The 13001-nt window shown below is 72.1% G+C and carries 13 protein-coding genes and 1 tRNA gene; 9 read left to right on the forward strand and 5 right to left on the reverse strand.

The annotated features are described in order from the left end of the window. Nucleotides 1-8: 8 nt before the first annotated feature. From eboE to ACFVYX_RS04350, 5 genes are all read left to right on the forward strand, one after another. Nucleotides 9-1196 (forward strand): metabolite traffic protein EboE, encoded by a 1188-nt coding sequence (gene eboE, locus ACFVYX_RS04330; protein WP_389679777.1) that lies wholly within the window; start codon nucleotides 9-11, stop codon nucleotides 1194-1196. Continuing rightward, on the forward strand, nucleotides 1193-2590 hold the full coding sequence (locus ACFVYX_RS04335) for an alkaline phosphatase family protein (protein ID WP_389679778.1): 1398 nt from the start codon (nucleotides 1193-1195) through the stop codon (nucleotides 2588-2590). Before eboE ends, ACFVYX_RS04335 begins: the two co-directional genes overlap by 4 nt. Nucleotides 2591-2649: 59 nt before the next feature. Further along, a complete protein-coding gene (locus ACFVYX_RS04340; RefSeq protein ID WP_389679779.1) occupies nucleotides 2650-3717 on the forward strand; it encodes a sugar phosphate isomerase/epimerase family protein in 1068 nt (355 codons plus the stop codon). Between the two features lie 186 nt (nucleotides 3718-3903). Next, nucleotides 3904-3991: transfer RNA gene (locus ACFVYX_RS04345), tRNA-Leu, on the forward strand. Between the two features lie 137 nt (nucleotides 3992-4128). After that, on the forward strand, nucleotides 4129-4797 hold the full coding sequence (locus ACFVYX_RS04350; protein ID WP_389679780.1) for a methyltransferase domain-containing protein: 669 nt from the start codon (nucleotides 4129-4131) through the stop codon (nucleotides 4795-4797). Nucleotides 4798-4827: 30 nt separating this feature from the next. Here ACFVYX_RS04350 and ACFVYX_RS04355 read toward each other — a convergent pair whose 3' ends face one another. The 3 genes from ACFVYX_RS04355 to ACFVYX_RS04365 form a co-directional block, all read right to left on the reverse strand. Next, complete coding sequence (locus tag ACFVYX_RS04355; RefSeq protein ID WP_389679781.1) at nucleotides 4828-5538, reverse strand: class I SAM-dependent methyltransferase; 711 nt, start codon at nucleotides 5536-5538, stop codon at nucleotides 4828-4830. A gap of 239 nt (nucleotides 5539-5777) precedes the next feature. After that, nucleotides 5778-6248 carry a hypothetical protein gene (locus ACFVYX_RS04360; protein ID WP_389680044.1) on the reverse strand — a complete coding sequence of 157 codons (471 nt, stop codon included), beginning with the start codon at nucleotides 6246-6248 and terminating at the stop codon, nucleotides 5778-5780. Nucleotides 6249-6265: 17 nt separating this feature from the next. Next, nucleotides 6266-6697, reverse strand: coding sequence for an ATP-binding protein (locus ACFVYX_RS04365; RefSeq protein WP_389679782.1), 432 nt, complete (start codon nucleotides 6695-6697; stop codon nucleotides 6266-6268). Nucleotides 6698-6968: 271 nt separating this feature from the next. Here ACFVYX_RS04365 and ACFVYX_RS04370 point away from each other — a divergent pair, with 271 nt between their 5' ends. From ACFVYX_RS04370 to ACFVYX_RS04380, 3 genes are all read left to right on the forward strand, one after another. Beyond that, nucleotides 6969-7844 (forward strand): helix-turn-helix transcriptional regulator, encoded by an 876-nt coding sequence (locus tag ACFVYX_RS04370; RefSeq protein WP_389679783.1) that lies wholly within the window; start codon nucleotides 6969-6971, stop codon nucleotides 7842-7844. Further along, on the forward strand, nucleotides 7845-8081 hold the full coding sequence (locus ACFVYX_RS04375; RefSeq protein ID WP_015037566.1) for a DUF397 domain-containing protein: 237 nt from the start codon (nucleotides 7845-7847) through the stop codon (nucleotides 8079-8081). Between the two features lie 74 nt (nucleotides 8082-8155). Beyond that, a complete protein-coding gene (locus tag ACFVYX_RS04380; protein WP_389679784.1) occupies nucleotides 8156-8974 on the forward strand; it encodes an SAM-dependent methyltransferase in 819 nt (272 codons plus the stop codon). A 125-nt stretch (nucleotides 8975-9099) separates the two neighbouring features. Here the strand turns inward: ACFVYX_RS04380 and ACFVYX_RS04385 are convergent, their stop codons facing one another. Next, on the reverse strand, nucleotides 9100-10986 hold the full coding sequence (locus ACFVYX_RS04385; protein ID WP_389679785.1) for a M64 family metallopeptidase: 1887 nt from the start codon (nucleotides 10984-10986) through the stop codon (nucleotides 9100-9102). A 91-nt stretch (nucleotides 10987-11077) separates the two neighbouring features. Next, nucleotides 11078-12421, reverse strand: coding sequence for a 6-phospho-beta-glucosidase (locus ACFVYX_RS04390; RefSeq protein ID WP_389679786.1), 1344 nt, complete (start codon nucleotides 12419-12421; stop codon nucleotides 11078-11080). A 113-nt stretch (nucleotides 12422-12534) separates the two neighbouring features. Between ACFVYX_RS04390 and ACFVYX_RS04395 the strand changes: the two genes are divergently transcribed. Then, nucleotides 12535-12978 (forward strand): YchJ family protein, encoded by a 444-nt coding sequence (locus ACFVYX_RS04395; protein ID WP_389679787.1) that lies wholly within the window; start codon nucleotides 12535-12537, stop codon nucleotides 12976-12978. The last annotated feature ends 23 nt before the right edge of the window (nucleotides 12979-13001 follow it).

Genomic DNA, 13001 nt, shown 5'->3' on the forward strand with positions numbered 1-13001 from the left:
GCGCCCCGATGCGCTTCCGGCACCCCGACGGCTCCACCGTCCACCTGTCCTACTGCACCAACGTGCACCCGGCGGAGACCCTCGACGGCGTCCTCGCCCAGCTCCGCGACCACTGCGAGCCGGTCCGTCGCCGCCTCGGCCGCGACCGTCTCGGCATCGGGCTCTGGCTGGCCCGCGACGCCGCCCGCACCCTGACCACCGACCCCGCGTCGCTCCGCACCCTCCGCGCCGAACTCGACCGCCGCGGCCTCGAAGTCGTCACCCTGAACGGCTTCCCGTACGAAGGCTTCGGCGCCGACGAGGTCAAGTACCGCGTCTACCGGCCCGACTGGACCCGTCCCGAACGCCTCGCCCACACCACGGACCTGGCCCGGCTTCTCGCCGCGCTGCTCCCCGAGGACGTCACCGAAGGGTCCGTCTCCACCCTGCCCCTCGCCTGGCGGACCTCCTTCGACGCCGGGGCCGCCGCCCTCGCCCGTACCGCCCTGACCACCCTCGCCGGGCGTCTCGACGCCCTGGAGGACCTCACCGGGAGGAGCATCCGGATCGGGATCGAACCGGAGCCCGGCTGCACCGTCGAGACCGTCGCCGACGCCGTCACCGCGCTCGCCGCCGTACCGAGTCCCCGTATCGGCGTCTGCCTCGACACCTGTCATCTCGCGACCTCCTTCGAAGACCCCCGTACCGCCCTGGACGCCCTCGCCGCCGCCGGCATCCCGGTGCCCAAGGCCCAGCTCTCCGCCGCCCTCCACGCCGAGCGTCCGCACCGCCCCGAGGTCAGGGCGGCGCTCGCGGAGTTCGCCGAACCGCGCTTCCTCCACCAGACCCGCACCAGGACCGCCGCCGGCCTGCGCGGCACCGACGATCTCCCCGAGGCCCTCGGCAGCGCCGAACGCCCCGACCGGCCCGGCCTCCCCGACGCGACACCCTGGCGCGCCCACTTCCACGTACCGCTGCACGCTCCCCCCGCCCCTCCGCTCGCCTCCACGCTGCCCTTCCTCCAGGACGCCCTCGCCCTCCTCGTCGGCGGCCCGCACCCCCGCACCCACCACCTGGAGGTCGAGACGTACACCTGGCAGGCCCTTCCCGCCGACCGCCGGCCCCGCACCCGGGCGCGTCTCGCGGAGGGCATCGCCGCCGAACTGACCCTGGCCCGCGAACTGCTGACCGACCTCGGCCTCAAGGAACTGCCATGAGCGACACCACACCCGCACCCACCCCCCTCCTGGTCCTCGACGTCGTCGGCCTCACTCCGCGGCTCCTGCCGCACATGCCCCACCTCGCCGCTCTCGCCCGCAGCGGCTCCCAGGCCCCGCTCTCCACCGTCCTGCCCGCCGTCACCTGCACCGCCCAGACCACGTTCCTCACCGGCACCCTCCCCGCCGAGCACGGCATCGTCGGCAACGGCTGGTACTTCCGGGACCTCGGCGACGTGCTGCTGTGGCGCCAGCACAACGGCCTCGTCACCGGCGACCGCCTCTGGGACGCCGCCCGCCGCGCCCACCCCGGCTACACCGTCGCCAACATCTGCTGGTGGTACGCCATGGGCGCCGACACCGACATCACCGTCACCCCCCGCCCCGTGTACTACGCCGACGGACGCAAGGAACCCGACTGCTACACCCGGCCCCCCGCCCTGCACGACGAACTCACCGACAGACTCGGCACCTTCCCCCTCTTCCACTTCTGGGGCCCCGGCGCCGACCTTGTCTCCAGCCGCTGGATCGTCGACGCCACCCGTCACATCCTCCGCACCCGCCGCCCCGACCTCGCCCTCTGCTACGTCCCGCACCTCGACTACGACCTCCAGCGCCACGGCCCCGACGACCCGCGGTCCTTCCGCGCCGCGGCGGAGCTCGACACCGTCCTCGCCCCGCTCCTCGCCGAGGCGCGGGCCGAGGGCCGCACGGTCGTCGTCCTCTCCGAGTACGGCATCACCCGCGTCGACCGCCCCGTCGACATCAACCGCGCCCTGCGCCGGGCCGGCCTCCTGGAGGTCCACACCCAGGACGGCATGGAGTATCTGGACCCCATGACGTCGCGGGCCTTCGCCGTCGCCGACCACCAGATCGCCCACGTGTACGTGCGGCGCCCCGCGGATCTGCCCGCCGCCCGGGAAGCCCTCGCGGACCTGCCCGGTCTCGAACGGCTCCTCGACGACGACGGCAAGAGGGAGCACGGCCTCGACCATCCGCGCTCGGGGGAGCTGGTCGCCGTCGCCGAGCCCGACGCGTGGTTCACGTACTACTACTGGCTCGACGACGCCCGCGCCCCCGACTTCGCCCGGCTCGTCGAGATCCACCGCAAGCCCGGCTACGACCCCGCCGAACTCCTCATGGACCCGCTGGACCCCTACGTACGGGTCAAGGCAGCCAGGGAGATCGCCCGCAAGAAGCTGGGTATGCGGTACCGGCTCGCGGTCGTCCCTCTCGACCCCTCACCTCTTCGCGGCAGCCATGGCCGCCTCCCCACGAGCGACGACAGTGCCAACGGGCCGCTCATCCTGTGCTCCACCCCCCGCGCTCTGGACGGCCGCGTCGCGGCCACCGATGTGAAGAACCTGCTGCTGAGGCTGGCCGGAGTCGCCTGAGCTGCCCGACCGGATTCCAGTGAAGCAGGCCCCTACGACAGCCAAGGAGTTATCCACAGATGAGTCGTTCCCGTCGGACCGAATCCGCCACCGACCCTGAACTCGTCCACAGGCTCAGCAGGCGAAACATGCTGGGCGTCGCCGCCGGCGCGACCGCCGCCGCCCTCCTGGGATCGGCGGCCACCCCCGCCGCCGCGGCCGACGCCGCCGCGTCCCCCGAGACGCAGGGGCACGGGCACGGCCGCCCCGTCCTGCCGCCCGGCCGCCTCGGCATCCAGCTCTACTCGCTGCGGGACAAGGTCGCGACCCTCGGCTTCGCCGCCGTCTTCGCCGAACTGCAGAGGTACGGCTACGACGAGGTCGAGTACGCCGGCTACGGTCAGGGAGCCGCGGGCCCCCTCACCCTCCCCGAGCTCAGGCGCCTCACCCGTGACCACGGACTGCGCCCCATCGGCAGCCACGTCGGCTACTACTCGGACGACCCCACCGCGTACACCTTCGCCCAGAACCTCGACCGCGTCCTCGACGACGCCGCGGCGCTCGGCCTGCCCCACATCGGCACCGCCTCAGGGCCCTGGCGCTACGGTTCGACCGTCGACGGCTGGAAGCGCTGCGCCGAGGAGTTCAACCGGTTCGGCGCCGAGGCGAAGAAGCGCGGCATGAAGTTCTACCAGCACAACCACTCGGAGGAGTTCTCCTTCGCCTCCGACCGCCCCGACGTGCGCCTCTACGACGTCCTCCTCGCGGAGACCGACCCCGACCTGGTGTTCCTGGAGATGGACATCTTCTGGGCGTACGTCGGCCGGCACCGCTACTCCACGCGCCCGGACGGCACGCCCGCCCCCTTCGACCCCCTCGGCTACGTCCTCGCCCAGCCCCACCGGTTCCCGCTCTTCCACGTCAAGGACGGTGACCGCGACGACTCCGTCGTGCCCTACGGATACCGCATGACGGACGTGGGGGACGGTGACATCGACTACCGGCGCTTCATCTCGGCGGTCAACCGCACCCACCACGGCAGGCACGCCCACCACTGGCAGGCCGAGCGGGACAACCCCGTCGACTCCCTGAGCTTCGCCCGCAGGTCCAGCGCCCACCTGCACTCCCTGCGCGAGAAGGGCCGCTGAGTCACCGGCGCGGCGCGCACACGGTCCGCGACGGTCCGTGCACGGGGCGGGGCGGCTCGGACTTGATCAAGGAGAAGGAGGCCGCCCCACCCCACTGACCACGGAAAACGCTGGTGAAAGCCACCTCGAACCCCTGGTAGAGTTACATCTGTCGCCGCGAGGGAAACCCGAAGCGACAGACACCTTGTCCGGGTGGCGGAATGGCAGACGCGCTAGCTTGAGGTGCTAGTGCCCTTTATCGGGCGTGGGGGTTCAAGTCCCCCCTCGGACACCAGCGGAAATGCCGGTCGATCTTCGAATCGACCGGCATTTTCCGTTCTGCGCGGGGCTGCTTGCCAGGCCGGGACATGGCCCGCCGAGGGGTGCGGTGGACCCCTCGGCGTGGTCGCCGCTCAGCCCTAGGGTGGGCGGATGTGCGCACACCAAATTGACCGCCCCGTCGATCTCGATGTCGTCCGCGAGTCCTATGACCGGGTGGCTGACAACTACGCCGACATGGTGGTGACGACGGGCATCGGTGACATCCGTCGTCATCCCTGGCTCAAGGCGTCCATCGACGCGTTCGCCGACACCGTGGGCGAGCTCGGGCCCGTCCTCGACGTCGGCTGCGGGCCCGGGACGGTGACCGCGTACCTCGCCGAGCGCGGCCTCGACGTGTCCGGGGTCGATCTCTCGCCCCGCATGATCGAGAACGCGCGCCGTCTCCACCCGCAGTGCCGCTTCAGCGTCGGCTCCGCCACCGATCTCCGCCTGGCGGAGGCGTCCCTCGGCGGCGTCCTCGGGTGGTGGTCCCTCTTCAACCTCCCCCGCGAGGTCCTGCCTCAGGTCCTCGCCCTGTTCGCGCGGGCCCTCAAGCCGGGCGGGCAGTTCATCACCGCCACCCACGTCGGCGACGAGGACGCGGTGCGCACGGAGGCCTACGGAGGGGTACCGGTTCGCTGGACGACGCACCAGTGGCGGCCGGAACAGCTCGTGGCTCTGATCGAGGAGGCCGGACTGCGGCCGGTCGCCGAACTCCGGCTGCCTCCCGAGGAGTACAGCGGTCCGGGTGTGGTCGTCATGGCGGAGCGCCCGGCCTGAGGTCGGCGCGGGCGAGCGCGGTGCCGGCTTCTACGTCTTCCGTGCCCTCACCAGCCGGCACCGCGGGCTTCCGTCCTTCCTGCGCCCCAGGGTCTCGACCGGGACGAGGGACACCTCGAAGCCGGTGCTCTCCAGGCGGCTCCGGACGTCCGCGAGGCGGAAGGTGCGGTAGTACATCACGAACGGCGGCCGCCAGACGGCGTTGCGGACGCGCATCGCGGCGTCGAAGCCCCACAGGGTCCAGTAGAGGCGGGACCCGACCGGGGGCGGGGCCGGGAGCGGGAAGGCGAAGGTGCCGCCGGGGCGGAGGGCGGCGTGGACCTGCGCGAACAGGGTGCGCTGGGCGTCGGGGAGGAAGTGGCCGAAGGCGCCGAAGCTGACCGCCAGGTCGAAGACCGGGGCGAAGGGCAGGGCGAGCGCGTCGGCGCGGACCAGGTCGGCGGTGGGGTGGGCGGTGCGGGCCCGGTCCAGCATGCCCGTGCTGAAGTCGACGCCCGTGATCCGGCCCGTACAGAGGGAGCGGAGGACGCCGAGCCCGGCGCCGGTGCCGCAGCAGACGTCGAGGCCCGAGTCGAAGGGGCCGAAGGGCTCCAGCGTGCGGGTGACGGCGGCCAGGAGGCGGTCGGAGGTACGGAAGGGGGTGGCGTCGAAGGTGTCCGCGAGCAGGTCGTAGCCGTGCTCGACCGAGGACAGGGCCTGGACGGTCAGCTCGCGGAGGGTGGGACCCTGCGGGGTGAACATGTCCCCGACCCTATGCCGTCCGTGCCGTGCGCCAGAGACGCCCGTGCGAAAGAGACGCCCGTGTGCGCGAGAGACGCCCGTGCGAAAGAGACGCCCGTGTGCGCGAGAGACGCCCGTGCGCCAGAGACGCCCGTGTGCGCGAGAGACGCCCGTGCGAAAGAGACGCCCGTGTGCGCGAGAGACGCCCGTGCGCGCGAGCGAGCCGCGCACCGGGGGTACCAAGGCAGGGGTGCCCGCGGTCAGAGCGCGCTGCGTACGGGTGGTGCGGTCCAGGACGGTGCGATCCCCGTCAGCTGGCAGATCAGCAGGTAGAGGGGGATCGGCGGGGTGTACGGCGAGGTGCCGTCGGGGTGGTGGATGAGGCGCGGCCCGCGGTCCGGGATCTCGGCGCCCGGTGCGTAGCAGGCGGGCAGGGGCCAGGTCAGGTCGTGGTCGGAGCCGGCCGGGACGAGCCACCACCACCAGTCGGAGTCGGCGTAGACGCAGCCCTTGGCGGGGAGCCGGGAGAGGATCTTGAAGCCGAAGCGGGCGGGGACGCCGACGGCGTCGCAGCCGAGTCCGGTGTGCAGTCCGACGGGGACGGCGAGGCGGGTGGCGCGCAGCTCGCGGGGGCGGGCGGAGTCCGAGGTCCCGGGGCGGAGTCCGGTGGACACGCGGGGTTCCGGCGCACGGCCGGGGGACCTGCGGGTCCTGGGAAGCAGCGGGATCATGCGGGTGGCCATCGACCTCAGCACGGTTCCCCCATGCCGTGGGCCAGCTCCGCCCAGACGACCTGGGCCGTGCCGTGTCCGGTGCGGTCGGCGCCCCAGGCGGTGCACAGCGCGTCGACGATGAGGAGTCCGCGGCCGCGTTCCTCCTCGCCACAGTCGCGTATCCGCGGTCCCGCCGGGCCGCCCTCGTCGCGCACGGCTATCCGCAGTGTCTCCTCGTCCTCGCGGATCTCGCAGATCACCCGGTCGCTCGCGGTGTGCACCACGGCGTTGGTGACGAGTTCCGAGACGACGAGGGCGACCGTGTCACGTATGTCGGGGCCGCAGCCCCAGAGGATGAGCCGCTCCTCGGCGAGCCGGCGGGCCCGTGCGACGGACGCGGTGAGGGCCGGGAGCTCGAAGGCGAAGCGGCGGACGGTATCGGTGTGCGGCTGTGGGCGCTGGGCCATGACCCGAGGGGCTCGAGGGCTCATGAGACCTGAGGGCTGCGCGTTACCAGAAGCCACGACCGGTTCCTCACAACAGTGGGCAGGACTGCCGTACGGCGCTGTCGCCGTGGCGCGGGGGCGCACGGCGGCAGCGTGTACTGGTTCACCGGAACACTGTCCTCCTGAGTCGGACACTTGGCAAGTGGCACTCTGGAAATTGCAGAGTGCTGTGTTCTCTCTGGCCCGGCTTCGTGGCACACTCGTCGAAACAGTGCGTCGGGGAGGTCTGAGAGTGAGCGAGCCGCGGTCCGCCCCCACGGTGGGACAGGTCGTTCTCGGGAGGCGCCTGCAGGATCTGCGGGAGCGTGCCGGCCTGAAGAGGGAAGAGGCCGCGAAGATTCTCCGGGTGGCCCCGGCCACCGTCCGGCGGATGGAGACCGCCGAGGTCGCGCTGAAGATTCCGTACGTGCAGCTCCTGTTGAAGGAGTACGGGATCACGGACTCCGAGGCGGAGGGCTTCATCGCCCTCGCGGAGGAGGCCAACCTCCCCGGCTGGTGGCAGCGGTTCCATGATGTGCTGCCCGGCTGGTTCTCCATGTACGTGAGCCTGGAGGGGGCGGCGAGCCTCATCCGGGCGTACGAACCCCAGTTCATCCCCGGTCTGCTCCAGACCGCGGACTATGCCCGCGCCATTCTGCGCAGCGGGGCGGTCGGTGGCGGCAGCGATGCCGACAGGGATGAGGAGACCGAGCGGCATGTAGCCCTGCGGATGGAGCGCCAGTCCCTGTTGACCAGGGAGGACGCCCCGAAGTTCTGGGTGATCATGGACGAGACGGTGTTCCGCCGACCGGTCGGCGCCGGGCCCGAAGTGATGCGCGACCAGCTCGACCGGCTGCTCGAAGTGTCCGAGCTGCCGAACGTCACCCTGCAGATCGCGGAGTTCGCGTCCGGCCACCACCCCGGCACCTACGGACCGTTCGTCCTCTTCCGCTTCGCCATGCCGGAACTCCCGGACATGGTCTACAGCGAGTACCTGACCGGCGCCGTCTATCTCGACGCGCGCCCCGAGGTGGCGTCCCACCTGGAGGTCATGGACCGCATGGCGGCTCAGGCCGCGACTGCACAACGCACGAAGGAGATCCTTCGGGATCTCCGCAAGGAGCTGTGAATGGATCGCATATACAACGGCATGCCCGCCGCTGAGCTCGGTGCCGAGGGCTGGCACAAGCCGTGGAGCGGCGGGAACGGGGGCAACTGCGTGGAGGCCATGAAGCTGGCCGACGGCAGGGTCGCCGTGCGACAGTCCGCAGACCCTGAAGGACCCGCGCTCATCTACACCCACGGGGAGATCGCCGCATTCATCCAGGGGGCCAAATCCGGTCAGGCTGACTTTCTGCTCACCTGAACCCTTCCGTCCCACCCGTACCGTCGCGTAACTCTTGCTGTAGTGCCGCTCGTTCATCCCGACCAGGAGAGCCGATGACCCAGGACCCCGCAGCTCCGCGGAGTGAGATACGGATCGACACCAGCACGCCGCACCCGGCGCGCATGTACGACTGGTTCCTGGGCGGCAAGGACAACTACCCGGTCGACGAGGCGATGGCCCGTCAGCTGCTCACCGTCGACGCCCGGGGCCGGGACATGGCCCGCGTCAACCGGGCCTTCATGCACCGCGCCATCCGCTGGCTCAGCGCCCACGGCGTCCGCCAGTACCTGGACGTCGGTACGGGCATCCCGACCGAGCCCAACCTGCACCAGATCGCGCAGGAGGCCGCGCCGGACTCCCGCATCGTCTACTGCGACAACGACCCGATCGTGCTCGCGCACGCGGCCGCCCTGCTGCGCTCGACCCCGGAAGGGGCCACCGAGTACATCCAGGCGGACGCCCGCCAGCCCGAGATCATCCTCGAAAGGGCCGGAAAGGTCCTTGATTTCGACCAGCCCATCGCGCTCTCGATGCTCGCCCTGCTGCACTTCGTCGGCGACGAGGACGGCGCGTACGAACTGGTCTCCAAGATCGTCGAGAAGCTCGCGCCGGGCAGTTACCTGGTCCTCTCCCATGTCACCGGGGACTTCGACCCGGAGGGCGCGGCGAAGGCGGCCGCCATGTACAAGGCGCGCGGGCTGACCCTGCGGCCCCGCTCGCGGGACGAGCTGGCGGCGTTCTTCGACGGTCTGGAGTTCGTCGAGCCCGGGGTCTCGCTCACCGCCGAGTGGCACCCGGAGCTGGGCGAGCCCGTTCCGGTCCAGGGCGACGACCCGATCCCGGGATGGGCCGGGGTGGCCCGCAAGCCCTGACCCGATCCGTACGGATACGCGAGGAGGCCCGCCGACCTGCCGGCGGGCCTCCTCGCGTTCCTCAGGACGCCCTACGGCTCGCAGGCGGGCCTCCTCGCGTTCCGCAGCACGCCCTGCGGCACGCCCTACGGCTCCACCAGCGTCACCAGGAAGCTCCGCGCCGGGCCGACGTTGCCGGCCGCGTCGATCGTGCGGTACTCGATCCGGTGCGTGCCGTAGTCGGGGGTCGCGTCGTCCCACGGCACCACCCGGCTGCGGCCCAGCTTCCCGTACACGAGGTCGTCGATCACCGTGCCGCCCGGCGTGAACCGGAACGGCGCGTCGGCGTCCGTCGGCCAGCCGTAGTACGTGTACCAGCCGTCGCCGTCCACCCGGAACTGGCTGACGACGGCGCCCTCCTGGTCGTCCCTGGCGGTCAGCCTCATCGTGAACGGGCCGTCGTAGACGTACTCCACAGGACGTCCGGGGCGCCGCACGGTACGCAGCGGTTCGGACAGTCCGTACGCGGCCGTGGCCGGCCGTGCGTCCACCGTCCAGCTCAACTCCTCGTCGGTGCCCGCGAGACGGGCGGTCAGGGTGTGGGTCCCGGGAGCGAGCCGGAGCGGACGCAGGTCCAGATCGCGGTCGTTGGGGCCGGTCGCGACGGGACGGCCGTCGAGATGCCACCGCACGGCCGGTGTGCGGTCCACCGGATGGGTGGTGTCCGCGTGGACCACGGTCCGGGCCCCGACGGGCGCACCGGTGGGGGTGTGGCCGGTGAACGCGGCCCGGGTCCCGTCCGGCACGGTGGTCAGGGACGGGTCGACCGTCCAGCTCACGGTCCGGGTGAGGGCGGCGGAGGCGCGGACCGCCGGGTCGCGGACGAAGGGCGTCGGGTCGGTGACCGTCGCCGTGAGGCTGTGCGGCCCGGGGGAGAGCCGCAGCTTCCGCAGGTCGACCGTGCGGGCGCCGTACGTGGGAAGCGTCCGTCCGTCGAGGCGCCAGGTCACGGTGAGCGCACCGCCCACCGGGTGCATGGTGTCCACCCACACCGTCCGGTCCGCCCCGAGGGGCGCCGCACGCGGCGTGTGGTCCTGGACCAGGTTCACCTTCGCGGAGATCGCCCGGACCATGACCTCGCGCTCCACCTGGTCGAAGGAGTAGCCGAGGGTCTTCATGAGCGAGTGCCGGCTCGGGCGCCAGACACCCTTCGTGCTGTACAGGCCGCCCTCGTGGCGTCCGATGACCCCGCCCGACTCGCTCTCCTCGCCGAGCCACCGCCACCACTTGGCCCGCTGCTCCCGCATCCGGGCCTCGGTCATCAGTGTGTGGTGGGCGGAGGAGGGCTCCGGGCCGGAGTACTCCCCGCCGGGGACGCCCCGCGCGTAGTAGTCGTACTCGTCCTGGAGACCGCCGAGCGAATGGCCTATCTCGTGCGGGGTGATGAGCGAGGAGAGGGCGTTCCCGCCGGAAGCGGTGGCGTAGCCGCCGCCCGCGCCGCCGTAGGTGGAGCTGTGCGCGAGGGCGACGACCTGCCGGTTGGCGCGGTTCGTGCCGGGGACGAGGTCGGCGAGCGCGGCCGCCTTCCCGCTGTCGACGGTCAGCAGGCGCTGCACGCTGTCCGGGTCGCAGCCGCCCCAGAAGCCCATGTCGAGCACGGTGTCGCGGGCGGGGGCGTCAAGGCCGGGGTCGCAGTCGACACCCGACTCGGCCGAAGGAGCCTCCACCGCCCACACGTTGATGTACGAGCGGTAGGAGGCGAAGGGCTCGATGCTCCACAAGGTGTTCAGATGCCGTTCGAGGTCGGCCCGGAAGGCCGGCATCTCCGCCGCGGTGTAGCCGTCGCCCATGAACACCAGGTTGAACCGCCGGTCCGCCGGCCCGGTGGTCTGGACGGGAACGACGACCGGACCGTCCCCCCGCGTCGGTGTCTCCGCGGCCGCCGGTACGGTGCCCACCAGGCCGACGGCCAGCAGAGAGGCCGTGACGAGGCGGGCCACCTCTCGCCGAACTCCCTTGTTCTGTGAGGTCATGGGGCGCGAGCCTAGGCCGCGCCCCCGGCGCCGTAAAGATGTTCGTCAGCCGTACGGTTCCGCGACGACTCCCGGGAACGCGGGAGCCGGCTCAGTGCCGTAGGTACGCCAGTCCCGCGTGCTCCGCCGTGTAGCCGTCCACGAGCCTGCGGGCCACCGTCACCGAGTCGACCAGCGGATGCAGGGCGAAGGCCTTGACCGCGGTCGCCCGCGAGCCGCTCTCCGCCGCCGCGAGGACCTCCCGCTCCACCGCCTTCACCGCCGTCACGAGACCCACCGCGTGGTACGGCAGCGGGGAGACCGACACCGGGTGGGCGCCGTTCGCGTCCACGACGCAGGGCACCTCGATCACCGCGTCCGCGTCGAGCGCGGCGAGCGTCGTGCCGTTGCGCACGTTGAGGATCAGCGTGGCCCGCTCGTCGCGTGCCACCGCCCGCATGAGAGCGAGCGCCACCTTCTCGTAGCCGCCCGACTCCAGGTCCTCCTCGTCGCGGTCCCCGGTCCCGGCGGCCTCCCGGTTCGCCGCCATGTAGGTGGCCTCGCGGTCGGCGAGCGTACGGTGCCAGGCGGCCAGGGCAGGTGTGTCCGGCTTCGCCATCTCCTCGTAGAAGGCCCCCTGCTGGTCGCGGAGGTAGGCGCCGCGGGTCCGCTCGGCGGTCCGGTAGGCGTGCACCGCCTCCCGGTTGAAGTAGTAGTAGTGCAGGTACTCGTTGGGGATGGCGCCGAGCGTGCGCAGCCACTCCGGGCCGAAGAGCCTGCCCTCCTCGAAGGAGCCGAGGGCCTTCTCGTCGGCGAGCAGCCGCGGCAGTTCGTCGCGGCCGCCGATCCGCAGCCCCCGCAGCCAGCCCAGGTGGTTGAGGCCCACGTAGTCGATCCAGGCCTCGTCCGGGTCGGCGCCCAGGACGCGGGCGACCCGCCGGCCCAGGCCCACGGGGGAGTCGCAGATGCCGACGACCCGGTCGCCGAGGATCCGGGACATCGCCTCCGTGACCAGGCCCGCCGGGTTGGTGAAGTTGATGACCCAGGCGTCCGGGGCGAGCACGGCGATCCTGCGCGCCACGTCCACCGCGACGGGTACGGTCCGCAGCCCGTACGCGATGCCGCCGGCCCCCACCGTCTCCTGGCCGAGCACCCCTTCGGCGAGCGCGATCCGCTCGTCGGCGGCCCGGCCCTCGAGACCGCCGACCCGGATCGCGGAGAACACGAAGTCCGCCCCGCGCAGCGCCTCGTCCAGGTCTGTCGTCGCCGTCACCGCGGGCGCGTCCGGCACCCCCGCACCCTGTTCCGCGAGGACCCTGGCGATGGCCGAGAGCCGCCCCTCGTCGAGGTCGTACAGGGTGACCTGGGTGACCCGTCCCTCGGCGTGGTCGCCGAGCAGAGCCCCGTACACCAGCGGCACCCGGAACCCGCCGCCTCCGAGAATCGTCAGTTTCATGTTCGTACGCTACTCGGGAGCCTCCTCCGAGCAGCGGGATTCCGGACCGGCGTCCACGGAGGCGTCCACATGCCGGGCGCCGCCCCGCGTTCCCGGTGGGGGAGAATGGCGGCATGTCCCGACGCAAGACCCGCCCCCGCACGACCTCCGTCGCGGCCCCCGCCGTGACCGCGGCCTCGCCCTGCCCCTGCGGCCTCGACGCCCCGTACGGCGCGTGCTGCGGCCGGTTCCACGCGGGAACGGCCGGCACGGCGCCCACCGCCGAACTGCTCATGCGCTCCCGCTACAGCGCCTTCGTCGTCCGCGACGAGGCCTATCTGCTCCGCACCTGGGCGCCGGAGACCCGGCCGGGCGAGGTCGACTTCGACCCGGGCACGCGCTGGACCGGCCTGGAGATCGAGGAGGCCACCGAGGGCACGGCCTTCCACCAGCACGGCACCGTGAGCTTCACCGCGCGGTACGTCCACGACGGCGAGCCCGGCGCGATGAGCGAACGCAGCCGCTTCGCCCGCCACGAGGGCGCCTGGGTGTACGTGGACGGCGACGTCACCCCGTAGGCGTAGGACGGCGACGTCACTCC

Source organism: Streptomyces sp. NPDC058326 (assembly GCF_042879855.1).
In the GTDB taxonomy this organism is placed as follows: Bacteria; Actinomycetota; Actinomycetes; order Streptomycetales; family Streptomycetaceae; genus Streptomyces.

Bases quoted from the DNA above. Each gene is read 5' to 3' on its own strand.
- ACFVYX_RS04375 (WP_015037566.1), top strand. From the start codon at position 7,845: ATGGATCGCATATACAACGGCATGCCCGCCGCTGAGCTCGGTGCCGAG.
- ACFVYX_RS04335 (WP_389679778.1), top strand. From the start codon at position 1,193: ATGAGCGACACCACACCCGCACCCACCCCCCTCCTGGTCCTCGACGTC.
- ACFVYX_RS04340 (WP_389679779.1), top strand. From the start codon at position 2,650: ATGAGTCGTTCCCGTCGGACCGAATCCGCCACCGACCCTGAACTCGTC.
- ACFVYX_RS04390 (WP_389679786.1), bottom strand. From the start codon at position 12,421: ATGAAACTGACGATTCTCGGAGGCGGCGGGTTCCGGGTGCCGCTGGTG.
- ACFVYX_RS04365 (WP_389679782.1), bottom strand. From the start codon at position 6,697: ATGGCCCAGCGCCCACAGCCGCACACCGATACCGTCCGCCGCTTCGCC.
- ACFVYX_RS04360 (WP_389680044.1), bottom strand. From the start codon at position 6,248: ATGATCCCGCTGCTTCCCAGGACCCGCAGGTCCCCCGGCCGTGCGCCG.
- ACFVYX_RS04380 (WP_389679784.1), top strand. From the start codon at position 8,156: ATGACCCAGGACCCCGCAGCTCCGCGGAGTGAGATACGGATCGACACC.
- ACFVYX_RS04355 (WP_389679781.1), bottom strand. From the start codon at position 5,538: ATGTTCACCCCGCAGGGTCCCACCCTCCGCGAGCTGACCGTCCAGGCC.
- ACFVYX_RS04350 (WP_389679780.1), top strand. From the start codon at position 4,129: ATGTGCGCACACCAAATTGACCGCCCCGTCGATCTCGATGTCGTCCGC.
- ACFVYX_RS04385 (WP_389679785.1), bottom strand. From the start codon at position 10,986: ATGACCTCACAGAACAAGGGAGTTCGGCGAGAGGTGGCCCGCCTCGTC.
- eboE (WP_389679777.1), top strand. From the start codon at position 9: ATGCGCTTCCGGCACCCCGACGGCTCCACCGTCCACCTGTCCTACTGC.
- ACFVYX_RS04395 (WP_389679787.1), top strand. From the start codon at position 12,535: ATGTCCCGACGCAAGACCCGCCCCCGCACGACCTCCGTCGCGGCCCCC.